Source organism: Catalinimonas alkaloidigena (assembly GCF_900100765.1).
Taxonomy (GTDB): Bacteria; Bacteroidota; Bacteroidia; order Cytophagales; family Flexibacteraceae; genus Mooreia; species Mooreia alkaloidigena.
The window spans coordinates 365,404-388,502 of record NZ_FNFO01000003.1 but is presented as its reverse complement, the minus strand read 5'-3'; the positions used below and the strand labels follow the sequence as shown (position 1 = coordinate 388,502).

General features: G+C 55.8%; 22 protein-coding genes. 12 read left to right on the top strand and 10 right to left on the bottom strand.

Going from position 1 to position 23,099, the window contains the following annotated elements; genetic code table 11:
• Window positions 1–170: 170 nt before the first annotated feature.
• Window positions 171–857 carry a TetR/AcrR family transcriptional regulator gene (locus BLR44_RS08765; RefSeq protein ID WP_089681755.1) on the top strand — a complete coding sequence of 229 codons (687 nt, stop codon included), beginning with the start codon at window positions 171–173 and terminating at the stop codon, window positions 855–857.
• Between the two features lie 50 nt (window positions 858–907).
• Window positions 908–1,711, top strand: coding sequence for a nucleoside triphosphate pyrophosphohydrolase (gene mazG, locus BLR44_RS08760; RefSeq protein WP_089681329.1), 804 nt, complete (start codon window positions 908–910; stop codon window positions 1,709–1,711).
• A gap of 1 nt (window position 1,712) precedes the next feature.
• Here the strand turns inward: mazG and BLR44_RS08755 are convergent, their stop codons facing one another.
• From BLR44_RS08755 to BLR44_RS08745, 3 genes are all read right to left on the bottom strand, one after another.
• Complete coding sequence (locus BLR44_RS08755) at window positions 1,713–2,777, bottom strand: acyloxyacyl hydrolase (protein ID WP_176955953.1); 1,065 nt, start codon at window positions 2,775–2,777, stop codon at window positions 1,713–1,715.
• An 85-nt stretch (window positions 2,778–2,862) separates the two neighbouring features.
• Window positions 2,863–3,741, bottom strand: coding sequence for an aldose 1-epimerase family protein (locus tag BLR44_RS08750; RefSeq protein WP_089681327.1), 879 nt, complete (start codon window positions 3,739–3,741; stop codon window positions 2,863–2,865).
• 111 nt (window positions 3,742–3,852) lie between these two features.
• A complete protein-coding gene (locus tag BLR44_RS08745; protein ID WP_089681326.1) occupies window positions 3,853–4,887 on the bottom strand; it encodes an RluA family pseudouridine synthase in 1,035 nt (344 codons plus the stop codon).
• 30 nt (window positions 4,888–4,917) lie between these two features.
• Between BLR44_RS08745 and BLR44_RS08740 the strand changes: the two genes are divergently transcribed.
• The 3 genes from BLR44_RS08740 to BLR44_RS08730 are packed head-to-tail and all read left to right on the top strand — an operon-like array spanning window position 4,918 to window position 7,986.
• The gene (locus BLR44_RS08740) at window positions 4,918–5,832 is read left to right on the top strand and encodes a 1-aminocyclopropane-1-carboxylate deaminase/D-cysteine desulfhydrase (protein ID WP_245706010.1); all 915 of its coding nucleotides are present in this window, start codon (window positions 4,918–4,920) and stop codon (window positions 5,830–5,832) included.
• A gap of 22 nt (window positions 5,833–5,854) precedes the next feature.
• Entirely contained in the window at window positions 5,855–6,457 is a 603-nt protein-coding gene (locus tag BLR44_RS08735) for a DUF4230 domain-containing protein (RefSeq protein WP_089681324.1), read from the top strand.
• 47 nt (window positions 6,458–6,504) lie between these two features.
• Entirely contained in the window at window positions 6,505–7,986 is a 1,482-nt protein-coding gene (locus BLR44_RS08730; protein ID WP_089681323.1) for a M28 family peptidase, read from the top strand.
• Window positions 7,987–7,993: 7 nt separating this feature from the next.
• Here the strand turns inward: BLR44_RS08730 and BLR44_RS08725 are convergent, their stop codons facing one another.
• The 3 genes from BLR44_RS08725 to BLR44_RS08715 are packed head-to-tail and all read right to left on the bottom strand — an operon-like array spanning window position 7,994 to window position 10,138.
• Entirely contained in the window at window positions 7,994–8,347 is a 354-nt protein-coding gene (locus tag BLR44_RS08725) for a translation initiation factor (protein ID WP_089681322.1), read from the bottom strand.
• Window positions 8,348–8,405: 58 nt separating this feature from the next.
• On the bottom strand, window positions 8,406–9,296 hold the full coding sequence (locus tag BLR44_RS08720) for a diacylglycerol/lipid kinase family protein (RefSeq protein ID WP_089681321.1): 891 nt from the start codon (window positions 9,294–9,296) through the stop codon (window positions 8,406–8,408).
• Between the two features lie 5 nt (window positions 9,297–9,301).
• Window positions 9,302–10,138 (bottom strand): universal stress protein, encoded by an 837-nt coding sequence (locus BLR44_RS08715; RefSeq protein ID WP_089681320.1) that lies wholly within the window; start codon window positions 10,136–10,138, stop codon window positions 9,302–9,304.
• 192 nt (window positions 10,139–10,330) lie between these two features.
• Between BLR44_RS08715 and BLR44_RS08710 the strand changes: the two genes are divergently transcribed.
• The 4 genes from BLR44_RS08710 to BLR44_RS08695 all read left to right on the top strand — a co-directional run bounded on the left by BLR44_RS08710 (window position 10,331) and on the right by BLR44_RS08695 (window position 13,994).
• Window positions 10,331–11,044 (top strand): YceI family protein, encoded by a 714-nt coding sequence (locus BLR44_RS08710; protein WP_089681319.1) that lies wholly within the window; start codon window positions 10,331–10,333, stop codon window positions 11,042–11,044.
• 94 nt (window positions 11,045–11,138) lie between these two features.
• On the top strand, window positions 11,139–11,354 hold the full coding sequence (locus tag BLR44_RS29125) for a hypothetical protein (RefSeq protein WP_089681318.1): 216 nt from the start codon (window positions 11,139–11,141) through the stop codon (window positions 11,352–11,354).
• An 88-nt stretch (window positions 11,355–11,442) separates the two neighbouring features.
• Entirely contained in the window at window positions 11,443–12,837 is a 1,395-nt protein-coding gene (gene glmM / locus BLR44_RS08700) for a phosphoglucosamine mutase (RefSeq protein WP_089681317.1), read from the top strand.
• Window positions 12,838–12,842: 5 nt separating this feature from the next.
• Window positions 12,843–13,994: a cysteine desulfurase family protein gene (locus BLR44_RS08695; protein ID WP_089681316.1), complete on the top strand. Its 1,152-nt coding sequence runs from the start codon at window positions 12,843–12,845 to the stop codon at window positions 13,992–13,994.
• A 13-nt stretch (window positions 13,995–14,007) separates the two neighbouring features.
• Here the strand turns inward: BLR44_RS08695 and BLR44_RS08690 are convergent, their stop codons facing one another.
• Window positions 14,008–15,219, bottom strand: a complete 1,212-nt coding sequence (locus tag BLR44_RS08690) for an MFS transporter (RefSeq protein WP_089681315.1) — start codon at window positions 15,217–15,219, stop codon at window positions 14,008–14,010.
• Between the two features lie 509 nt (window positions 15,220–15,728).
• Here BLR44_RS08690 and BLR44_RS08685 point away from each other — a divergent pair.
• A complete protein-coding gene (locus BLR44_RS08685) occupies window positions 15,729–17,189 on the top strand; it encodes a sensor histidine kinase (RefSeq protein WP_176955952.1) in 1,461 nt (486 codons plus the stop codon).
• A gap of 2 nt (window positions 17,190–17,191) precedes the next feature.
• Here BLR44_RS08685 and BLR44_RS08680 read toward each other — a convergent pair whose 3' ends face one another.
• Together BLR44_RS08680 and BLR44_RS08675 are read right to left on the bottom strand one after the other, a co-directional pair.
• Window positions 17,192–18,469 (bottom strand): M20 metallopeptidase family protein, encoded by a 1,278-nt coding sequence (locus BLR44_RS08680; protein ID WP_245706009.1) that lies wholly within the window; start codon window positions 18,467–18,469, stop codon window positions 17,192–17,194.
• 30 nt (window positions 18,470–18,499) lie between these two features.
• Window positions 18,500–18,982, bottom strand: coding sequence for a regulatory protein RecX (locus tag BLR44_RS08675; protein WP_089681312.1), 483 nt, complete (start codon window positions 18,980–18,982; stop codon window positions 18,500–18,502).
• Window positions 18,983–19,054: 72 nt separating this feature from the next.
• Between BLR44_RS08675 and BLR44_RS08670 the strand changes: the two genes are divergently transcribed.
• Window positions 19,055–19,834 (top strand): amidohydrolase, encoded by a 780-nt coding sequence (locus BLR44_RS08670; protein WP_089681311.1) that lies wholly within the window; start codon window positions 19,055–19,057, stop codon window positions 19,832–19,834.
• A 159-nt stretch (window positions 19,835–19,993) separates the two neighbouring features.
• Window positions 19,994–21,631: a S41 family peptidase gene (locus BLR44_RS08665; protein WP_245706008.1), complete on the top strand. Its 1,638-nt coding sequence runs from the start codon at window positions 19,994–19,996 to the stop codon at window positions 21,629–21,631.
• 67 nt (window positions 21,632–21,698) lie between these two features.
• Here BLR44_RS08665 and BLR44_RS08660 read toward each other — a convergent pair whose 3' ends face one another.
• Window positions 21,699–23,042: a dihydroorotase gene (locus BLR44_RS08660; protein ID WP_089681310.1), complete on the bottom strand. Its 1,344-nt coding sequence runs from the start codon at window positions 23,040–23,042 to the stop codon at window positions 21,699–21,701.
• Window positions 23,043–23,099 lie beyond the last annotated feature (57 nt).

Genomic DNA, 23,099 nt, shown 5'->3' with positions numbered 1-23,099 from the left:
GGTGGTGTAAAGTTCTAACAACAAAAGAACAGAAATGTATCCTTTCACGGCGGATTAAATTCCTGAAAAAGATAGCTTTGCTATTGAAGGTAGTCTTACTACATTTGATAGTAGTACTAGGCATGGGGTTTGCTTTGGTGCTGCCTGTAGATTCATTAACTCGTTTTCCCGTGGCTACATTAATTCTGAAAGTAAGCGATAAGCTGTTCCTGCGCGACCCACAGGATACCGAACTGGGTCGGAAAATCATTGAGTTTAGCATTGAGTTGATCGAAGAGATGGGGTTTGAGCAGTTTACCTTTAAAAAACTCGCGAAACGCATCGCCTCCACCGAAGCCTCGATCTACCGCTATTTCGAAAACAAACACCGCCTGCTGGTTTATCTGGTATCCTGGTACTGGACCTGGGTCGATTACCTGATTGACTATCAGACGCATAATCTGAGCGATCCGGCGCAAAAGCTGCGCATTGCGTTGCGAGTCCTCATGGAGTCGCGCCGTAACGATCCGGCTTCCATTCACGTCGACGAAGAACTGCTGCACCGCATTGTGATTGCCGAGTCGCCGAAATTGTACCTGACCAAACAGGTAGACGCCATCGGAAAAGAAGGCGCTTTTAAGGCATACGAAACCTTGTGCCAGCGGATTGCGGATCTGGTAGAGGCCTACGCCCCGGGGTATCCGTACGCGTTGTCGCTGGTCAGTACGCTGGTAGGGGCGGTCCACGAACAACTGTTTTTTTCGGAACATTTACCCAACCTCACGGCCGTACGGGCCGATCCTGACAACCCCAAGGAGCTGTTGCAGTACCTGGAGGGTTTGACGTTCAGCGTGCTCGATAAGTTTGCCGGAAAGTAGCGACACGGGCGACCGATTGTGTAACTTCGTTGCCTAGCCAAACGCATCACATGAATCCGAAAAGCCGCCGTGCCGAGCAATTGGAGGCCTTTGACCGTCTCCTGACCATTATGGACGAACTGCGGGAGCAGTGCCCGTGGGATCGTAAACAGACGTTGCAAAGCCTCCGCTACCTGACCATCGAAGAGACGTACGAATTGTCGGATGCCATTCTGGAGGACGACTTGCCGGAAATCCGCAAGGAGTTGGGCGATGTGATGCTACATCTGATTTTTTACGCGCGCATCGCTTCCGAAACGGGTGCATTCGATATTGCCGACGTGCTACACGGACAGTGCGAAAAGCTGATCAGTCGCCATCCGCACATCTACGGCGACGTTAAAGCCGACGACGAAGAGACCGTGAAACGAAACTGGGAAGCCCTTAAGCTGAAAGAGGGCAACCGGTCGGTGTTGAGCGGGGTGCCCAAATCGCTGCCAGCAGTGGTGAAGGCCATGCGCATTCAGGAAAAGGCCCGCGGGGCCGGGTTCGATTGGGAAGAAAAATCGCAGGTGTGGGCGAAGGTGAAGGAAGAGATGGGAGAGTTTGAAGAGCTTTACCTGAAAACCGACCGGGGCGAAGCCGACCAGGCCGAGCTGGAAAAAGAATTTGGCGATCTGCTGTTTTCGCTGATCAATTTCGCCCGCTTTGCCCAAGTGGAGCCGGAAGCCGCCCTGGAGCGCACCAATAAGAAATTTATTCAGCGCTTCACGTATCTAGAAGAAGAAGCCCGCAAGGCCGGCAAACAACTGTCGGACATGACGCTTGCCGAAATGGATACCTATTGGGAAGCGGCCAAGCTGCTGGAAAAATAAGTCAGAAGCGAATGCCGCCGCCCCATTCAAGGCACTCGGCTTTGCGCGAATACGCCCGCACGGTGGTCTGTACGAACCAGCGGCGGGTCAGTTGGTAGCGCAGCCCGAAACGTTGGTACAGCCTGCCGTTGAACAGGTGTGGATCGTACGCCATCAGCCCCATTTGTGCCAGTACCCCCAACGTTCCGATGTGCATTTCGCCGCCAACCGTGACGCCGGCTTTCCAGGGATCGGTATTTTTTATTTCCTGAAGACGGGCGGCATAGTCGCGGTCGAACGTCGGATCGTGGATCAGATCCGTTCCCAGCGTTAGTGAAGCGTAGCGTCCCAACCGATGCATCAGCATTAGATTTCCCTGATAGACCGCCTTGCGCGGCGTACCGAACGTCACTTGTTTCCAGGCAATGGCCCCGGCCAGGTGCAGGTGCCACGTTTTTTCTACCGGGGTGGTGGGGGGCTCCGGGCGGATGGGCACCAGTGCCCCGTGGGGTTGATACCGGACACCTACGCCGACAAGTGGGTAGTTCATCCCGTTGTTCGGGTTGCGCATCGCACCGTTCGAAAAATGGCGAAAGGCCAGGCTGGCGACTAACGCCCACCGATCCGCAAGGGTATGGTAGTAATTCAGGTTGCCGCGCAACAACACGCTAAAGTGGGTACTGTAAGCTTTCTGGTACGGATTGGTCTCCCGGTCGTAGGGTCGGTTGCCGTACACCACACCCAGTCCGGGGTCGGCTTCCAGCCATCCGTGCCGAAAACGGCGCAGCGGCACCCGAAACTGCGTGGTCGCGCCCACCGCACGGCCTAGTTCGTGCGCGGTGCCAAAATGAGTATACGAGAGCGTGACGCCTACCGTCGGGCCGCCGTACATCCGCTCCCAGTCGTGTCGCCCGGTCGGAAGGCGGTTTACGGTAACTTCAAGGGAATAAGGGTGGGTAAACAGGACCTGTTGGGTGTGGCGTTGGTAACGGAAAATGGCCCCGTAGTAGGCTTGCGCATCGTAGGCGAAACAGGCTTTTTCGGCACCCGACTGCGCTAGGAGCACCCCGGACAACGACCAACACAAAGCTATAAACGCAAACTTTCTGGAGCAGAACGGCATAAGCACGCATCAAGACAGACCCGCGCAAGTTAGCAATTCCCGCGCGAGGCTATTTGACCGAAGGACCGACGTAAATGTCGAAGTGACATTGGAACGTTTTCCCACTGCCTAAAGAAAGAATCCCCTCTTTGGCAGAAAGCTGCCCTGTGGCGTCGGTCGCGTCCGCCAGGCCATACCAAGGTTCGATGCACACGAACGGAGCGCCCGCCTTGGACCAGATGCCCAGGTAAGGAAAACCTGCGTAACAGACTTTGACCCGGTAGTCGCTCTTGCGGCTTTTCAGACTTACTTTTTGTGATTTCAACTGTTTGAACACGATGGCATCCTCGTCGAACGAGTGGGCGTCGAGCGGAAGCGTCGGGGTGCCGGTAAGAACGGGCCGGGTCGCGCTGTTGAAGAGGCCGCCCTCCAGCAGCGCCCGTGCGGCACGCTCCGCATGGTCAAACTCCAAGTAATAATCATCCAGTTGTTCGTCCGGAAACAGGCAGATTGCAAAGCCCGGATGCGCTCCGATCGAAAAATACATGGTTTCGTCTCCCTGATTGGCAACCGTATAGCTCACGCGAACGGCACTCCCTCGCAATGCATACCCGATGTCCAGCCGAAATTCGAACGGGTATTTTTCGCGGGTCGTCGAATCGCTTTCTAACCGGAAGAGCGCCTGCTGTGGACTTTGTTTGATCAGTTCGAACGGCAAATCCCGCGCAAAACCGTGCTGCGGGAGGGTATACGTCTGTTCATCGACCTGATACTGATTTCCCTTGAGCTTGCCCACGATCGGAAAAAGCACCGGGGCGTGCCGGGCCCACACCTCCGGATCGGCTTGCCAGAGGTACTCTTTTTCTTGTGCAAGGTGGTAAAGGCTGGTCATTTCGGCACCGATGGGTTTCAGCGTGAGCCGTAAGTGATCGTTTTGCAGCGTAGGCATAAGGGCGGTGAAAGCGGGTTGAGGACGATTTGCAAAAGCAGATACTGCACGAAGCCGGTTTAAGTTACCGGATTGAAAAATTAGTGCGCGAAAATATCGGATGCGGTCAAATTACTCGTGCTGGTTTACGTACCGCTCCCATTTGTCGAGCGCGGCCGCAAAATCGTCGGGCAGCTCAGACTCGAATTGAAGCCACTGGCGGGTGGTCGGATGCACAAACCCCAACGACTTGGCATGAAGCGCCTGCCGGGGCAGCAACTGAAAACAGTTTTCGACAAAAGCCTTGTACTTCGAAAAGACCGTGCCCTTCAGAATCTTGTCTCCGCCGTATGTCGCATCGTTGAACAGCGGGTGCCCCAGGTACTTCATGTGGGCTCGGATCTGGTGCGTTCGGCCCGTTTCCAGATTACACTTTACCAGCGAAATGTACCGCAGCGGTTTGAGCACCTGATAATGCGTCACGGCCCGTCGCCCGATGTCACCCGCCGGAAACGCATCAGTTACCCGCCGGTCTTTCAGGCTACGCCCCAGGTTCACGTCGATCGTACCTTGCGCCGGCTCCGGCTCGCCCCACACCAAAGCCCAATAGGTCCGCTCGATCGAGTGATCGAAAAACTGTCTCGCTAGGTGCGTCATCGCGACTTCCGTTTTGGCCACTACCATCAGGCCCGACGTATCCTTGTCGATGCGGTGTACGAGCCCGGGACGCGCCTCGCCGTTTTGCGAGGTCGGCAGGTTCTGGAAGTGGTACGCCAGGGCATTGACCAGCGTCCCCGTCCAATTGTTGTAGGCGGGATGCACCACCATGCCCGCCGGCTTGTTCACCACCAGCACGTCGTCGTCCTCGTAAACAGTATTGAGCGGGATGTTTTCCGGGAGAATGTCCGTTTCGCGCGGCGGGTGCGGCAACGATACGGTAATCACATCGCCCGGCTTTACCTTATAATTGGACTTGATGTTTGCCTCATTCACATGCACAAAGCCGTTGGCAATCGCCTCCTGCACTTTGTTGCGGCTGGCGTTCGGCAGGCGGTCGGTCAGAAACTTGTCCAGCCGCAACAACGACTGGCGCGGGTCGGCCTGCAGTCGGTAATGTTCAAACAGGTCATCCGATTCCTCAAAGTTTTCGTCGTCTGGTTCCGCCATTTTGCTGATTTTTCCGGCCGCTAAATTACAATGATGTCGCAATCCGTTTCGGTTCCGCTCCAAACCCTGACGCATCCCGTGTTCCGGCAACGGGGCATCGAGGTGAAGGTGCTGCGCGACGATTTGTACCGCCTGCCCCCCTGGAGTGAGGAAGTGCGGCAACACCTGGCGGGCAACAAATGGCACAAACTGCGTTACAACGCAGACCAGGCCCGGCGAGAGGGCCACACCACGCTGCTGGCCTTCGGCGGAGCTTATTCGAACCTGATTCGGGCGGTAGCGACCCTGGGCCAGGCCGAAGGGTTTCGCACCATCGGGGTGATCCGGGGCGAACCGCACGAGCCGCTGAATCCGGTGTTGCAGTGGGCCTGCCAGTGTGGCATGACGTTGCATTACGTGGACCGGACGCACTACCGTCAAAAACACGAGCCCGCTTTCAGGGACGCGTTGGCACAACAGTTCGGGCGGTTTTATCTGATTCCGGAGGGCGGGAGCAATGCCCTGGCCGTTCGGGGATGCCGCGACATTCTGGCGTCGGTAGAGGAGCCGTACGACTGGGTCTGCTGTCCGTGCGGCACGGGCGGAACGCTGGCCGGTCTGGTGGTCGGTATGCGGCCGGAGGCGCAGGCCCTGGGGTTTTCGGTGCTGAAGGGTGGCGACTTTTTGCGCGACGACGTGCGACAGTTGCTGCACGCCTACGCCCGGCAGTTTGGGCCGGTGTCCGACCGGTCGTGGGACGTGTGCACCGCGTATCATTTTGGGGGCTATGCCCGCACCACGGCGGAACTAACCTCGTTCGTATCGCATTTTACATCCGTCCACCGGATTCCCCTCGAGCCCATCTACACCGGAAAAATGTTTTACGGAATAGTGGCGTTGGCAGAGAAAGGTTTCTTTCCACGCGGTAGCGCCCTGGTGGCCGTCCATACGGGTGGCGTTTTTTAGTGTACGTTTGCAACAGCCGTTCATGTTGAGAAAAATCATTCGCTGGGCGATTGTCCTTTTCCTGATCTACCTGGCCTATTACCATTTGCCCAGGCTCTGGCGTCCCGATCCTTCGCCCCAGAACGTCACGACGACCCACCACACCCTCGTCGAGAAAATCGAAGCGCTGGGACGTATGGAACTGGTGCGTTACCACTTTACAGACGTGATCGACCACGAAGTGGTGCGCGAGTGGTTTCTGCCCAATGCGCAGGTGCATCTGTTGGTGCGGGGCGAAGCCATCGGGTGCATCGACTTTGCTAAGCTCGACAGTAGCGACGTTCAGATTGTGGGCGATACGGTGCTGGTGCAGTTGCCCGCGCCGGAAATCTGCTCGCATCGGATCGATCACCAGCGTTCGCGGGTGCTGGACGTAGAGTACCAGCCCATGAATCAGGGAAAGCTGGTGGACGAGGCGTATCGCCGCGCCGAACGCGAGATTCTGAACGCTGCGTTGAAAGACGAAATTTTGAAGGAAACGGAAGAAAACGCCGATAAGGTGCTGCGGCCCATGCTCGAAACCCTTTCCGGCCGGACGGTGATTTTACGTTTTGCGCCCGCGCCCGTTCCGATTCGCCCGCAGTAAGACGCGCGGGATTTTTATCCGTACAGATTTTTGACGAACTTATTCTTATGCACAGATCCCGACTTTTCCTCTTCCTTCTCCTGCTGATGGCGTGGGTGCCGCTGGCGACCAAAGGTCCCGAGCCGGATCGCGTCGAGGTTTTCCGGCAGATCAACCAGGAAGTGAAAGAGCACGGGCAGGCATATCAGACCCTGGGCGATGCGACCTCTACCATCGGGCACCGGATGACGGGTACCGACAACGGCCACCGGGCAGAAAAATATGCGTACGATCTGTTGAAGAAATACGGCTACCGCAACGTCGATTTCCAGGAATTCGGGGCGGAAGTGTGGCAGCGTGGGGAAGTATCGCTGAACATCGTCCCGGCGCACAGCGACAATTTTGTGACGATGAAGGCCGTTACGCTGGCGCATTCGCCGATACAAAGTAATGTAAAAGCTCCTTTGCTCGACCTGGGTAACGGGCTGGCCCGCGATTTCGAGCACCACGCGGCGGAGGTCAAAGGAAAAATTGCGGTGATGAACCTGGGGCTGGTGCCGCAAACGCCCGCCGATAGCCTCCTGAAAAACCTGCACCGCTCGGAAAAGACGGCCCTGGCCATCCAGTACGGCGCTGCCGGGGTGATCCTGATCAACCAGGTGGCAGGCAACGTGTTACTGACCGGTACGGCTTCGGTCGACGGCGCATTGATTCCCCTGCCGGCGGTGTGCATTTCGAGCGAATCGGGAAAGCAGTTGCGCGACTGGATGAAAGAAGAAGCGTTGGAGGGACACTTGCAAATGCGCAATACCAGCGATCAGGTGCAGGCCCGTAACGTGATTGCCACGCTCGAAGGAAAAGAATTGCCCGACGAACGCATCATCATCGGGGGGCATCTGGATTCGTGGGATCTGGCCACCGGGGCGCTCGACAACGGCATCGGGTCGTTTACGGTGCTCGAAATCGCCCGGGTATTCCGCGAACTCAAGCTTAAACCCAAGCGCACCATTCAGTTTGCTCTCTTTATGGGCGAAGAAATCGGTTTGTTCGGGTCGCACGCCATGCTCCACGAGTTAAAGGAAACGGGCGATCTCGACAACGTACGTTACATGATTAACCTGGACATGGCCGGCAATCCTGTCGGGTTCAACACCTACGGTCGCGACGAAGCACTCGCGTTTTTCCAGTCGGTGGGCGAAGACATTCGAAAGGTCGAGCCAGAATTTGCCAATCGGCTGATGAGCCGACCGGGGCTGCACAGCGATCACCAAGGATTTATGCTGGAGGGCATTCCGGTCGCAAGCCCCATCAGCAACCTCAACCCGGCGCTTTACGACTGCTACCATGCCGATTGTGATGACTTCGACCTGATCAACCGGGCCGATATCGAAAACAGCGCGCGCTACACCGCGATGCTCCTCTGGGCGCTGGCCAATGCCGACACCATTCCTGCCGCGCGCCTCAGCACGGAAGACACACGCGACTTTCTGGTGAAGCACCATCTGAAAGAGCCCCTGCAACTGGGAAAAGAGTGGCGTTGGGGCGAGTAAGCGTAACTCAGCCGCCCGATTTTTTGGCTTTGTACCCCTGGTCCAGCAGCAACTGCAATACTTTGTCGCGGTGGTCGCCCTGCACGACGATTTCGCCGTCTTTGGCCGCCCCGCCCACGCCACATTTGGTCTTCAGCATCTTGCCTAATTCTTTCAGGTCGTCGTCCGTGCCGACAAAGCCCGTGACCAGCGTAACCTGTTTGCCACCCCGCTGTTTGCGGTCGAGCGAAACGCGGAGCTGCTGTTGCTGCGGCGGGAGCGTCTCTTCCTGCGAAGCGCCTTCGTAATCATAATTAAACGAGTCGCTGGTGGAATACACCACGCCACTTCGGCCTTTCCAGTCATTCTTCTTTTTTGCCACGGCAGTAAAAGGTCAAGTGAAAAATCGACCGTAAGGTACAGATTTCCCGGCCGTCGGTTCAGCACAGCACCCGCAGGCTCCCCGGCCGAATGGCAATCGTAAACGGACCTTCCAGCGCCAGCGGCTCCCCGTCGATGTGCAGCGGCGTGGGGACCGACGTATCGCATTCTAACACTACTTTTTTGACAGGATGGATGTCCAGGTACGGCGATTGATCGAGGGTGCGGCGAAACAATTGCGTGCCCAGCACCGGCATAACGTAATGTGGAAAAGGGCGAAGCACACACAGGTCCAGCACCCCGTCGGCGATGTCGGCCTTGGGGGCAATCCACGCGTTGTTGCCGTATTGTCCGGCATTGGCGAACGTGATGGTAAACGCTTCAAGCGCCAGCGATTGGTCGTCCCAGCAAAGACGGTAGCGGTGCGACTCATACTTGAAATACTCTTGCAGCGTGGTCGTGACGTAGCTGCGAAAGCCGCGCCGCACGCTCCGGGCAAACAGGGCGCCGACGTGCGCATCGAACCCGACACCTGCCGTGCAGAAAAAGGGCCGGCCGTTCAGCGTAGCGGTATCGATAGTATAGGGGCTGTAAACGGCGAGGTTTTGCAGGGCGCGAACCGGTTCGAGCGGGATGTGCAAATGGCGGGCCAGCCCATTGCCGGAGCCGAACGGCACAATGCCCAGCGCCACGGACGAACCCACCAGCTGGGATGCCACTTCGTTGATGGTACCATCGCCCCCGACGGCGATCACCGCCTCAACGCCCGCGGCAAGCGCTTCCTGCGCCAGAAGCGAAGAGTGGCCGGCGTACTGACTAAAGTGAATCTCGTACGCGAGGTGCGTGGGGCTGGCGTGGTCCCGGATCAGTTGCGCCAGGTCGATGTTCGTACGTTTTCCGGCCAGTGGGTTGACCACAAACCAGACCCGCCGACGGTCGTTTCCCTGCATGGATGCTAAGCTTCGATGTGAAGTGTGAGTACCGGGCGGTGCCCCTGGTGAATCACGTTCTCGGCAATACTACCAGAAAATAGCTGCACAAGCGCACTCCTGCCGTGGGTGGTCATGGCGACCAGATCGGCCCGCTGTCGGTCGATAAAATGCAGGATGCCTTCCTCTACGTCTTCGTCGGTGACGACGTGTAACGCAGCGTCCTGTAAGTGATGCCGCTCCGCGTAGGTGCGCAGACGTTCCTGTAACGTGTGCTCTTCGGCTTCCGACGCGGTGCGCACCGTCACCACGTGCAATCGAGCCCCGAAGAGCTGTTGCAACTGCCGTACTGCGGGGGCAATATCGGGGGTATGTTCTTCCGTATCGGTCGCTAGCACAATGTGTTGTGGCGAAAATCGGCCCTTGGCTTCGCGAATGCTCAGTACCGGACAGGTACTGTGCCGCACCACACGCTCGTGCGTAGAGCCAAACAGCGTACCGCCTTCACCCTGGCTCCCGATGACGATAAGTTCCGCGCCGGTTTGTTCGGCCGTTTCCAGAATGCCGGCCGTTACCTGATCGAGGCGCACTTCGGTCTGCACGGGTACTGGCGAAGCCGCAGCCAGTTCCTGCAGTTGAGTTTCAGCTTGTTCGATCAGTTGGCGGGTCATCACCTGTTCTACGGCCGGATCACTGTAATTATAGCCCATGGTCGTATCAAGGGTTGCCGTGGGCATGATGACCGGCGTGATGACGTGTAGCAAATGGAGGGTGCCTCCGCTTTGCCGGGCGATCTCTTGCGCTGCGTGCAGGGCGCCGGTGGCGGTTTCCGAAAAATCGGTGGGGACGAGGATTTTTTTCATAAGGATTGGTAGCAAAACGTTACCGACGGGACAAGAGTTATTGTAAGAAACAGGGGGGCGTTGCGCGTTACCTCCCGGCTTTGTGGCGTAAACTCCTTATTATCATGTACCTTAGTGCATAAAATTAGTCTAGTTTTCGAGTTTCGGCGGGGCTTGGCCATCGCCCGATGTTTCATCAAGCTTTATACCAGGATGCACAAAAACCTAAAGTACGTCGTCTTATTCTCAAGCGTTGTTCTCTATGCCACAAGTTGCTCCGAAGCACCTAAAAGCGAAGAAGCGCAGGTAGGCGAAGAGCAGGCGGTGGCCGTTTCGAACGCCGGTACAAGTTACACGGTCGATACCTCGGCCAGCCAGATTATGTGGGTCGGCACCAAAGTAACCGGCCGCCACCAGGGAACCTTCGACATTATTGAGGGCACGCTGCAAGTAGAAAACGGACAACTGGAAGCCGGAAGTTTCGTCATGGACATCAACTCGCTGGCCGTCGTCGACGAGGGCATGGGCAACGAAGACCGGGTAAAACTGACGACCCATCTGAAAAGCGGCGACTTTTTTGAGAGTGAAAAATTCCCGGAGGCCCGTTTCGAACTTTCGAGCGTAAAGCCGTACGAGGCAGGGGGCACGGCCGAGGCCAGCACGGCCAGCGACAGTGAGTTTAAGCTCGAAAATCCCACCCATCTGGTGACCGGAAACCTGACGTTGAAAGACTCCACCAAGAGCATCACCTTCCCGGCCCGCATTAGCATCGACGCCAATCAGGTGTCGGCGCAGGCCAAGTTCAACATCGACCGCACCCACTGGGGATTGGTGTACCGCGCCGACCAGTCGTTTGGCGACCGGATGATCCACCCGGAGGTGCACCTGAGCATTGATCTGATGGCCAAGAAGAATTTGGCGATGTAAGTGAATTATCGTTTCTACGCGAAACTTTCGGCTCAGGGGCAAGGTTGTAAACAGGCCTTCGTCGTAATTTTGTTGAAGTTAAATTAGTAATGTCATGGCGACTTTTCTGTTAGCGGTCGGATTCATCTCGTTGTTCTTCATCTTCATGTCCGTCCGCCTCATCTTTTTGAAAAAAGGCGAATTTCGGGGTACGTGTGCTACCCAAAGTCCTTTCTTGCGTGAGCAGGGAGTAAAGTGTGGTTGCGGCAAAGAGTACGGAACGTGTGAGTCGGCGCAGCAGAAGACTGCCGCCGCACCGATCGAATCCTGAGCGGCCGACCGGCGTGCTTTCTCCCACACGTCCACCAAGGGAAAATCCACCTTTGTTTACTAGTTTTGTGTGCTCAAATTGCTAAATAGTGTCGCTAATCAAGTCTATTTCTGGTATTAGAGGAACCATTGGGGGTAAGAGTGGAGAAGGCCTTACACCTCCCGATATCGTGAAGTATGCCGCTGCCTACGGGAGCTGGCTGTTGTCGCGCTCCGAGAAGCGCCACGTCGTGGTGGGGCGGGACGCGCGCGTGTCGGGCGAAATGGTGTCGCATCTGGTAACTGCCACGTTGCAGGGGCTGGGTTTGCACGTGATTGACCTGGGGCTGTCGACTACGCCAACCGTTGAGATCGCGGTTACGGATGAGGAAGCCGCTGGTGGAATCATCATCACGGCCAGTCACAATCCGGCGCAATGGAATGCCCTGAAACTGTTGAACGAGCGTGGTGAGTTTCTGTCCGCCGCCGACGGTGCGCAGGTGCTGGACATTGCCGAAGCCGACGACGTGGAATTCGTCGAGTCAAAGAAACTGGGCTCGTACGAGGCCAAAGGAGGCTATTTACAGAAGCACATCGAGAAGATTCTGGCCCTGCCTCTGGTGGATAAAAAGGCCATTGAAAAGCGCAATTTCGCCATTGCCATCGACTGTGTGAATTCGACCGGCGGACTGGCGGTTCCCATGCTGCTGGAGGCACTCGGTGTAAAGCGGGTAGAAAAATTCTACTGCGAACCCGACGGTCAGTTTCCGCACAATCCGGAGCCTCTGCCCGAAAACCTGACGTTCATCTCCAGTAAAATCGAGAAGGGCAAATTTGACCTGGGCATCGTGGTCGATCCCGACGTAGACCGTCTGGTACTGCTGACGGAAGACGGCACGGTATTCGGCGAAGAGTATACGTTGGTCGCAGTGGCCGACTACGTTCTGAAGCATCATCCGGGAGGCAACACCGTTTCGAACCTTTCGTCTACACAAGCGTTGCGCGACGTAACGGAAAAACACGGCGGGCAGTATTTTGCTTCGGCGGTAGGCGAAGTGAACGTGGTCGAGCTGATGAAGGAAAAAGGCGCCGTAATCGGGGGCGAAGGCAACGGTGGGGTGATCTACCCCGAATTGCACTACGGTCGCGATGCGCTGGTGGGCATTGCCCTGTTCCTGACCCATCTGGCCAAATTTGGCAAGCCCGCTACCATGTTGCGCGGCTCGTATCCCAACTACTTCATGTCGAAGAACAAGATCGAGCTAACGCCGAGCATCGACGTGGGAAGTGTGCTGGACGCCATTACCCAGAAGTACCAGAAGCAGCCGATCAACACCATCGACGGTGTAAAAATCGAGTTCGACAGCCAGTGGGTGCACTTGCGCCGTTCGAATACTGAGCCGATCATCCGGATTTACACAGAAGCGGAATCGATGGTTACCGCCGATAACCTGGCGCGGAAACTCATTTCCGACATCAAAGAAATCATCACGCAGAAAGCTTAACCCTTATGCGGGTTTACCTCGACAATGCCGCCACGACACCGCTCGACCCGGTTGTCTTGGAAGCGATGTTGCCGTATTGGCAGCAGCACTTCGGCAATCCGTCGTCCATCCATTCGTTCGGGCGCGAGGTACGCGCTGCGGTCGAAAAAGCGCGGCGAAAGGTAGCCGATCTGCTCCATGCCCGCCCGTCCGAAATTTTCTTTACGTCCTGTGGCACCGAAGCTGACAACACGGCGCTTCGTGGCAGCGTGCACGCGTTAGGCATTCAACACATCATCACCAGTCCCCTTGAGCACCATGCGGTGTTGCATACGGTGCAGCATCTGGCCAGTCATGGCTCGGTAGCATTGCATTTTGTGGAATTGGATGCCCAGGGCCACATAGACCTTTCGCATCTTGAAGCGCTACTGAAGCAACACCCGCACGCGCTGGTTTCGCTGATGCAGGGCAACAACGAGATCGGGAATTTGACGGATTTGCAGGCAGTGGGCACCTTGTGTCGCCAGTACGATGCGGTGTACCATAGCGATACGGTGCAGACCGTAGGGCATTTCCAGCACAATTTGCAGGCGACTCCCGTCGATTTCATCGTAGGGTCGGCACATAAATTTCATGGGCCCAAAGGCGTAGGCTTTTTGTATGTGAATAGCGACCGGAAAATCAGCCCTTTGTTGTTTGGCGGTGCGCAGGAACGCAACATGCGGGGCGGTACCGAAAATGTTGCTGGCATTGTAGGGCTGGCTACCGCATTGGAGCTCGCGTGTACACGCCTGGAAGAAGATCGACGGCACATCACCGCTTTGAAGCAACGTCTGATGACCGGTTTGCGCGAAAAACTCGACGGCGCACAATTTGTGGGCGATTGCGCCAACCTGGAGCGCAGCCTGTATACCGTACTGAACGTTAGCCTGCCGCCCGACCAGATGGGCGACATGTTTTTGTTCAACCTCGACATCAATCAGATTGCCGCGTCGGGCGGAAGCGCGTGTTCGAGTGGCTCCAATGTGGGCTCGCACGTGTTGCAGGCATTGCGTTACAACGAAGAGCGCCATACGGTGCGGTTCTCGTTCAGCAAATACAATACGGCCGAAGAAGTTGATTTTGTGATCGATACGCTGGTCCGCATGCGCGAGTCGTCCGATGCCATGCAGTTGTAGAGCGTTGCGCGGGCTAGGCAGCAGACAGGTTGTGTCGTCGTATGCCCCACCATCCCAATCCAGTTACGACTACCGCAAGTCCTACCGAAACCGGAAGCGCTACTGACAAGCCTTGCGCCAGCAGTTCGCTGAGTACGATCGGGCCCAGTGCCGAAGCGAGTACGGTCAGCGTCGTGACCAAGCTTTTGATCGCGCCGAAGTGCCGGGTGCCGTAGAGTTCCGCCCACATGGCCACGCCCGTCAGAGAGGCAACCGAAGCAGAAATTCCTGCCAGACTCAGGTACAACCCAATCCCCCAGGCCTGATCCACCCCACCTAGCACGAGAAGCCCCAGCGCCATCGGCACCAGATGGAATACAAACAGGCGGCGGGCCGAAAAACGGTCGATGAGCGGCCCTGCCACGAAATAGGTCGCGATGCGCACCACTCCGAATGCCACGAAGCCCGTTGCCATCTGTTCCATGCTCCACATCTTTGCGTCGGCAATCAAGTTCTGGTGAATGAACAGACCCGTGATGAAGAACGGGACAAAGACAAAAGCCGGCAGCAGAAGATAGAAATTCAGGTCACCGAGCACCTGCCGGCGACTCATTCCCTGGGCCGGCGCATCAGGAGTGCCTGGAGGAAGGGCGGCCGTTTGAAACGGGTGGCGCGCCCCTACTAGGCCCAGAACCGCCGGAACAAACACCACAAGCGTGGCCAGGGCCAGAAACTGCCAAGACGACTGCCATGCGACCACTTCCAGCAGCGTGGCCAACGAAACGGGCAACAGCGCCTCTCCGGCCGAGATGCCGACGGCGGCGAGGGCAAGCGCTCTGCCCCGATCTTTTTCGAAGTAACGCGCCACCGCCGTAGAGCCGATCAGTACCATCATTCCCTGTCCGGTGAGGCGCAGGCCGAACAGGCTGACCCCCAGCATCAGGGTATTGGTGGCAAACGACAGGAGCAGGCAGAAGGCCATCATAACGAGGGCATTGGCCAGGCTGACGTACCGAAGGCGGTAACGGTCGACACCACTGCCGAGCGTAGGGAGCGTAAACGCGCTGGCGAGCGTCGCCACGGCATACAACCAGCTGAAATCGGCATTATTCAGGTGAAAGGCCTGATTGAAAGAAGGAACGTAGAGGCTGATCAGGAACGTTTGTCCCAGGCTGGAAAAAAAGTAGTGCAGAAAGCCATACCCGACGTAGCGTGGGGTAGCAATGAGAAGGGAACGGTACGACATGCGGCCGGAAAATTAGCGGAATCGTCGAACTAGGGAGACGCACGAAAGATGGACAGAACTCATACTCGTACGTGTAGGATCTGCAAGGAAAGGAAGAAGTGGCGTGGTGTCCTGGACTTTTCTCATAAACCCTAGGAATAAATCGCGCCGAGGCCTTGCTGCAGACGCCTTCAAGAAGTAGTACAAAATGGCGCAAATCCATACATGTAATAAAAATGGCCCTGATCTTATCCAATAAGAAGAAAAATAGCACTATAAAGGCAAGCTAGTGGGGGCGTTGGCCTCTTAAAGCATGTGCGTTTTTTCATATGTCTTCACAGAGAATAAACGATATCGCATAAACCTCTTCTATAATATTACACACACGGCGTTGCCCTATTTCGAGGAGTTGTACTAAATCAAGTGCAATGGCCATTGAAAGAGTACATTTGAGTTATTGCTCCCGAAAGGATCTGGCTATCTAATCAAAAGTAGGCAGGTACGCACATGCGCTTTCAACTACGATGAGTATGTGGAAAAATACACCGGTCTGGCTGCGTTCTACCCTGAATCGCCAGATCATCATCATATTTTCGTTGATCGTTCTACTGGTCACGCTGGGCGCTTTCTCGGCGTTGTACTTAACGAACTATCAAAACCAGCACTTTGCCTGGACCAAACGTCGCAACGCCGCCCAAACCGCGTTGGAATCGGTATCCTATAATATTTCCAAAGCCGAGTCGGAATTACAGTACTACATCATCACCGGCGATAGCAGTTATCAGGGACTGGACATGTACATCGAGTACATCAACCGCGACCTGAAGCGCTTCGAAGAAACCATCGATACCCCCAAGCAGCAACGCGCTGCCGATAGCCTGAAAAATCTGGTGACCATGCGCATGGCGATGCTCAAAAAAACCATTGCCACTCGTCAGGAGGCAGGACGCACCGAAGCACAGATCTATCTAACCATTTCGAAGGGGCGCTACTACACCCAACGCCTGCATTACCACATCAAACGGATGCAGGAAGCCGAGATGGCGCTGCTGAGTCAGCAAGAGAGTAAATCGGATTCGATGGTGACCCTGTTCAAGCAAGGGTCCATTCTGGGTGGGATTTTGATCATCGGGCTTTCGCTGTATGCCATTCTGCACGTTGTGGCCGAAATGCGCCGGCGAACGCGTCTGGAAAAAGAGTTGCGCGAGCGTAACGACAACAAGGACAAGTTCTTTTCCATTATTGGGCACGACCTGAAAGCGCCTTTCAACAGCTTGGTAGGCCTTTCTCAGCTGATGCTGACGCCTTCTGCCAACATGAGCGACGAAGAACGGAAACGCCTGACAGAAATGATGGCCGAGTCGGCGCAGCGTACCCGGCGCCTGTTGGAAAACTTGTTGAGTTGGGCGCGGATCCAGATGGACCGGGACGAGATCTTGCCCGTTTCGTTCGATTTGCGCGAACTGGTTGCCGAAGAAGTGGAGTACAGCTCGAACATGGCGCAGCAGAAAAAAATTACGCTGCTCAACAAAATTCCGGCTAATTGTGGGGCCTACGCCGATCGCAACATGATTGCGGCGGCCGTGCGGAACCTGATTTCCAATGCCCTGAAATTCTCGCAAACCGATACCGAAGTGACCGTTTCGGCCACGCGCCGCTGGAATTACCTGGAAATTGCAGTAACCGACCAGGGAATCGGTATGGCGCCAGAGACGCAAGCCAAGTTGTTCCGCATCGAAGAGCACCTAACGACCAAAGGCACGCAGAACGAGAGCGGAACGGGGCTGGGCTTAATTCTTTGCAAAGAGATGATTGAGCGCAACGGCGGGCAAATTTGGGTCGAATCGCAAGAGGGGCTCGGCACCACTTTCTTCTTCTCGTTGCCCAGTAGCTCTACCGCTCCTGGGTTAGCCAACGTAAATTTTCGCTGGAATGGCGAAAAAGGGCGTACCTCGCACACCCGCACGTTGCAGACAGTCAAACCTCTGTAAGGCTACTTCTTTTTTCCGTTGAACAAAGCTAGCGCCGCCTGCGTCATGGCCTGTACGCCCGTCCGAATTGCGGGTGGATAGTGGGGGGCAAACTGCGCGGAGTGCAGTGAAGGGAGTGGCAACGTGCCTTGCTGCGCCGCCGCCAACTTTTCGGGCGAGACGGTGCCCAACCAAAAAAGCATAATCGGAATTTTAGGATCTTGGCGGCCATACCGTGCAAAATCTTCCCCCGCCATGACGGGCGGTACCTGTTCGACCCGATCGCTCCCCAGGGTTTTGACAAATACTTTTTGTAGTTGTTCTGTCAGGGCCGGATCGTTGTAGACCGAAGGCGTCGATTCGTTACGAATCTGTATTTCGGGCAGTAAGCTGTCGGGTACACCGGCCGAAAGCGCAACGCCGTGGCAGGTCCGTTTGATTTTTTCGATCAGTTGATTGCGCACCTCATCGCTGTACGAGCGCAGGGTCAGTTCCATCCGTACCTCGTTGGGAATAACGTTGCCTTTGGTACCGCCGTGAATAGATCCGACGGTCAGGACCGCCGGCTCAAGCGGAGAAATTTCACGACTCACAATCGTTTGCAGGTCCAGAATGAGTCGTGCCGATAACACGACCGGATCGAGCGTTGTATGCGGATACGCACCGTGTCCGCCCCGGCCGTGGACGGTGATGTCGACCATGTCGACGTTGGCCAGCGCATAACCAGACACGTAACCTACCTTGCCCGCTTCCAGGGTAGGGCTGGCGTGGAGGGCCAACGCATAGTCAGGCTGTGGAAAGCGTGTGAAAAGCCCGTCGTCGAGCATGGCATTGGCTCCGCCGCTGCGCTCTTCCGCAGGTTGCCCGATCATCACCAGAGTACCCTTCCATTGGTTCCGTTGGCTGCTCAGCGCCCGCGCCGTCCCGACGGCAACCGTCATATGCAGGTCGTGGCCGCAGGCATGCATCACGTGTACTTCTTGCCCGGCATCGTCTTGGGTAGTCACTTCGCTGGCATACGGAAGACCAGTGGCTTCTTCAACGGGCAGCGCATCCATGTCGGTCCGGATCAACAGCGTAGGGCCTTTGCCATTTTTAAGCACCGCCACCACTCCGTTGCCGCCGACCTGTTCGGTTACTTCGAAACCTGCCTCCCGCCATTCGCGCGCCAGGCGAGCGGCGGTTTCGGTTTCATGAAAAGAAAGCTCCGGGTGGGCGTGCAACTGTCGATACAATTCCTCGAGCGATGACGCCTCCGTAGCGGTGTTTTGCGCAATGAGCAGGCGAGGGGTAATAAGCAAAATGGTAAAAAACAGATTCCGCATAAGTCGTCAGGAGAGCGTAGTTTCCACAAGGGGCCAGACCAGATCGGGCTCGTATCCTTTGTTAAGGAGGTAAGCCACAAGTTTTTGTTTTCGTAACAAGGGTTCTTCGGCGGTGAGGGAAGCCGCTTTTTTCTGCGCCAACTGTTGAAGCGTAGCGCGGTAATCCACAGCATCCAAGGCGGCTAGCGACTCTTCGATCAGGGAATCTGCGATGCCGTGCTGGCGCAATCCCATGCGGATGCGCACCCGCCCCCACTTTTTCAAGCGAAATTTTCCTCCGGCGTAGGCTTCGGCAAAGCGCGCTTCGTGCAGGTAATTTTCGTCGATCATGCGGTCCGTCAGTTCCTCTACCTCCTGGGACGTTAGCCCGTAGCTGCGCAGTTTGTCACGTACCTCTTTGGGGCTACGTTCCTGGTACGCACAGTAGCGGGCAATGCGTGCATACGCCGCAGCCTTGTCGTATTTCTTGGGAGTTCCGAACGAACGCATGGTAAAGACTTATTACTGAAAGGTTTGTAAATTACGAGGCTTTTGCAGAAAACGTAAAAAACGTAGTATTTCATGGCGTCTCCGTTACGCGTTACGTGGGTACAAGCCGATCTGTACTGGGAAGATCCGGTAGCCAACCGGGCCATGTTGGAAGAAATGCTCTGGGAACATCATCAGCCGACCGACCTGATTGTGCTGCCAGAAATGTTTACCACCGGTTTTAGCATGCGCGCCGAAGCCTTGGCCGAACCCATGAACCTCACCACCTTCCGCTGGATGTGGCAGATAGCCGCGCAGGCCGATGCCGCAGTGGCAGGAAGTTACATTGTCCGGGAAGGCGAGCATTACTTCAACCGGTTGCTTTGGATGGAGCCTGATGGCCAATTTGCGGTTTACGATAAAAAGCATTTGTTCCGCCTCGGAGGCGAGGTAGAAGCCTATACACCTGGTAGCGAACGCTTGATTCGCTCATGGCGGGGCTGGAACATTTGTCCGCTGATTTGTTACGATCTGCGCTTTCCGGTCTGGTGCCGTAATGTGGAGAATGCTTACGACCTTCTCATTTTTGTGGCCAGCTGGCCCTCACCACGTCATCAGGCCTGGGAAATTTTGCTGCAAGCGCGCGCCATCGAGAATCTTTGTTACACGGTTGGCGTTAATCGAACGGGAAGCGATGGAGCCGGACTCACGTATGCTGGGGGAAGCGGGGTGATCGACTACCAGGGGAATTACCTTAGCAAGGCGCTCGCGCGTAATCAGGTCGAGACCATCAGCCTGTCGTACGACGAACTCACGCGGTTTCGCCAGCGACTCCCATTTTTTAAGGACGCCGATGCGTTTACACTGCGATAATTTAAGTTTTAGTATTGTTATTTAAATTTATATATTCGCGTAAGTTCTTGGACAACTTTGGTACTGATGGCCGGATAAGCGTATCAGTGGTCGATCTAACTTTCCATAAGTTGCGTATGTTTACTATCTCTGTCAGACAACTTTTCATTTTATAGGAGCGTGAAATCAATCAAAAATTCTAAAACGCAAGTGCGTCTGCCCATCTTGCTGGCCCTGGCCATTGCAGGCGGAATGCTGGTCGGTGCCACCATGTTCGGCGGCCAGAACAACCGGGCGGTCTTAAATAATTACAAAAAGTTCGGTGAAGTGCTGGGCTTGATCGAACGCGATTACGTCGATTCTGTCAACACCGACGATCTGGTCGAAACGGCCATTGAGGAAATGCTGGAAAAGCTTGATCCTCATACCGTATACATCCCCGCCCGCGACGTGGAAATGGCCCAGACCCAACTGGAAGGCGATTTCGAGGGAATCGGGATCGAGTTTCTGATCGTGAAAGATACCATCAACGTCGTGACGCCGCTGAGCGGCGGCCCTTCGGAGCAAGTGGGACTTCGGGCCGGTGACAAAATTGTGTCGGTGGATGGCGAAAACGTGGCGGGTATCGGCTTTACGAACCGTGATGTATTCAGCAAACTGCGTGGCCCCAAGGGCTCGAAAGTTAAGCTGGGTATCCAGCGCCGGGGTGAACAGAAGCCGATTGATTTCGTGGTCACGCGCGACAAAATCCCGTCGTATTCGATCGACGTTGCGTACATGGTTGACGATCAGGTAGGATACCTGAAGGTCAGCCGCTTTGCTGCCAATACGTACAACGAGTTTAAAGAAGCATTGGACGGACTGAAGGCCAAAGGCATGCGGAAGCTGATCCTCGATCTGCGCGATAACCCGGGTGGGTACATGGATCGCGCTACCAAAATGGCCGACGAGTTGTTATCAGGTAACAAACTGATTGTGTATACTGACGGCCGTGGCGAACGCTTCGATTCCAAAGTATACGCTTATAAAAAAGGTGATTTCGAAGAAGGCCCCGTTATCGTGCTGATCAACGAAGGCAGTGCGTCGGCCTCGGAGATTGTCGCGGGTGCCTTGCAGGACAATGACCGCGCGCTGATCGTAGGGCGTCGTTCTTTCGGGAAAGGACTGGTTCAGATGCCGGTAACGCTATCCGACAATTCGGAACTGCGCCTGACCATCTCTCGGTACTACACGCCGAGCGGCCGTAGCATCCAGAAGCCTTACGAAGAAGGCGACGAATACGGCATGGACATCTACAACCGTTACGAGCACGGTGAGTTCTTCCACGCCGACAGCATCAAATTCAACGATTCGCTCCGCTACCAGACGGGACTCGGCCGGACGGTATACGGTGGCGGCGGCATTATGCCCGACTATTTTGTGCCAGCCGACACGTCGGAGAATTCGCGTTACCTGATCGAACTCTACAACAAGAATTTGATTCGCGAATACGCCATGGACTATTATGATCGGAACAAGAAGATGTTCCAGAAAATGGACCTGAACGATTTTGTGAAGAACTACGAGGTAAGCGACAAAATGCTGGCGGAATTGAAGGCGGTTGCCAAAAGCGCAGGCATTGAGTACAACGAAGAGCAGTTCCAGCGTTCGAAAAGCTCGATCAAAACCGGCGTGAAGGCCTTCATTGCCAAATCCGTGTGGCGAAACGAAGGGTTCTACCCCGTTTTCCATCAGAACGACGAAGTGTTCCAACAGGCGGTCGGTATGTTCGACAAAGCACAGGCGTTGGAAACCGGCACCTGGAAAACAGGAAAATAAGCAGCACAACTTTGAAAATAGAAAAGCCCCATGCAGATGGGGCTTTTTTTGTGGCAGTTCCAGTCGTTTAGCGGGGCTGAAAACGCAGGCGTTGTCCCATTTGGCGTTCGTCGAACTGACCATTCTGGTACGCCAGATGCCCCGACACCCACGTGTGCGTGACTTTGGCCGGAAACTGCGTGCCTTCAAACGGAGACCAGCCGCATTTGTAGAGGATGTTTTCGTGGGACACCGTCCAGGGAGCGTTAGGATCGACCAGTACCAGATCGGCAAAATACCCTTCGCGCACAAATCCCCGGTCTTGGATGCGGAACAGTGTCGCCGGTGCGTGGCTGGTCTTTTCCACAATTTTTTCCAGGCTCATTTTGCCCTGATGCCAGAAGGACAGCAACCCCGGCAGTAGGTGCTGCACCAGCGGTCCACCCGACGGCGCTTTGAAGTATCCATTGTTTTTCTCTTCGCGCGTGTGGGGGGCGTGGTCCGTCGCCAGCACGTCGATGCGGTCGTCCAACACCGCCTGAAAAACGGCCGCGCGGTCCTGTTCCGTCTTCACGGCGGGGTTCCATTTGATGAGCGTACCCTTCTGCACGTAGTCGGCTTCGTGAAACCAGAGGTGGTGCAGGCAGGCTTCCGCCGTAATTTTTTTCTGAGCCAGCGGTAGCGTGTTCTCGAACAACTCCAGCTCGCGGGCAGTGGAAATGTGCAGGATGTGCAGACGGGCACCGTGTTGTTTGGCCAGTGCTACGGCACGTGAAGAAGAGCGGTAGCATGCCTCGGCACTGCGGATGTTAGGGTGTTCTTCGATCGGCACGTCTTCGCCCCATTTTTCGCGCGCGGCGGCCATATTGGCCCGGATCGTGGCCTCGTCTTCACAGTGGGTAGCAATAAGCGTAGGCGCTTCCCGGAAAATGTTTTCCAACGTTTTTTCGTTGTCGACCAGCATGTTTCCGGTCGAGGAACCCATAAACACCTTGACGCCGCAGATCTGGGCCGGGTTTACCCGCCGCACTTCGTCGAGGTTGTCGTTGCTGGCCCCCAGGTAAAAAGAATAGTTCGCCAGGGACGTTTGGGCTGCCCGGTCGTACTTGGCTTCCAGGCGCTCATGGGTTACCGCCGGGGGTTGCGTGTTGGGCATCTCCATAAACGACGTAATGCCGCCGGCTACTGCCGCCCGTGCTTCCGAATAAATCGTGGCCTTATGCGTAAGTCCGGGCTCACGAAAATGCACCTGATCGTCGATAAGACCGGGAAGTAGGTAGTTGCCACGTGCATCGAGGGTCTGGTCTGCCGGGAGCGACGCCAGGTCTCCTCCTAGCCTGGCAATCCGTTCTCCTTCTATTAAGACGTCGGTTTCGATGATCTGGCCTTCGTTGACCAAACGGGCATTGAGGAGGAGCGTGGTGTGTGGCATGCGCTGGAACTGAAGTGAGGGCCAAAGGTAGAGACTTTTGCGTGACCGTTTTTGTCG

Coding starts and splice junctions, on each gene's coding strand:
- mazG (WP_089681329.1), top strand. CDS start 908: ATGAATCCGAAAAGCCGCCGTGCCGAGCAATTGGAGGCCTTTGACCGT.
- BLR44_RS08750 (WP_089681327.1), bottom strand. CDS start 3,741: ATGCCTACGCTGCAAAACGATCACTTACGGCTCACGCTGAAACCCATC.
- BLR44_RS08745 (WP_089681326.1), bottom strand. CDS start 4,887: ATGGCGGAACCAGACGACGAAAACTTTGAGGAATCGGATGACCTGTTT.
- BLR44_RS08740 (WP_245706010.1), top strand. CDS start 4,918: ATGATGTCGCAATCCGTTTCGGTTCCGCTCCAAACCCTGACGCATCCC.
- BLR44_RS08735 (WP_089681324.1), top strand. CDS start 5,855: ATGTTGAGAAAAATCATTCGCTGGGCGATTGTCCTTTTCCTGATCTAC.
- BLR44_RS08730 (WP_089681323.1), top strand. CDS start 6,505: ATGCACAGATCCCGACTTTTCCTCTTCCTTCTCCTGCTGATGGCGTGG.
- BLR44_RS08720 (WP_089681321.1), bottom strand. CDS start 9,296: ATGCAGGGAAACGACCGTCGGCGGGTCTGGTTTGTGGTCAACCCACTG.
- BLR44_RS08715 (WP_089681320.1), bottom strand. CDS start 10,138: ATGAAAAAAATCCTCGTCCCCACCGATTTTTCGGAAACCGCCACCGGC.
- BLR44_RS08710 (WP_089681319.1), top strand. CDS start 10,331: ATGCACAAAAACCTAAAGTACGTCGTCTTATTCTCAAGCGTTGTTCTC.
- BLR44_RS29125 (WP_089681318.1), top strand. CDS start 11,139: ATGGCGACTTTTCTGTTAGCGGTCGGATTCATCTCGTTGTTCTTCATC.
- BLR44_RS08695 (WP_089681316.1), top strand. CDS start 12,843: ATGCGGGTTTACCTCGACAATGCCGCCACGACACCGCTCGACCCGGTT.
- BLR44_RS08690 (WP_089681315.1), bottom strand. CDS start 15,219: ATGTCGTACCGTTCCCTTCTCATTGCTACCCCACGCTACGTCGGGTAT.
- BLR44_RS08685 (WP_176955952.1), top strand. CDS start 15,729: ATGTGGAAAAATACACCGGTCTGGCTGCGTTCTACCCTGAATCGCCAG.
- BLR44_RS08675 (WP_089681312.1), bottom strand. CDS start 18,982: ATGCGTTCGTTCGGAACTCCCAAGAAATACGACAAGGCTGCGGCGTAT.
- BLR44_RS08670 (WP_089681311.1), top strand. CDS start 19,055: ATGGCGTCTCCGTTACGCGTTACGTGGGTACAAGCCGATCTGTACTGG.
- BLR44_RS08660 (WP_089681310.1), bottom strand. CDS start 23,042: ATGCCACACACCACGCTCCTCCTCAATGCCCGTTTGGTCAACGAAGGC.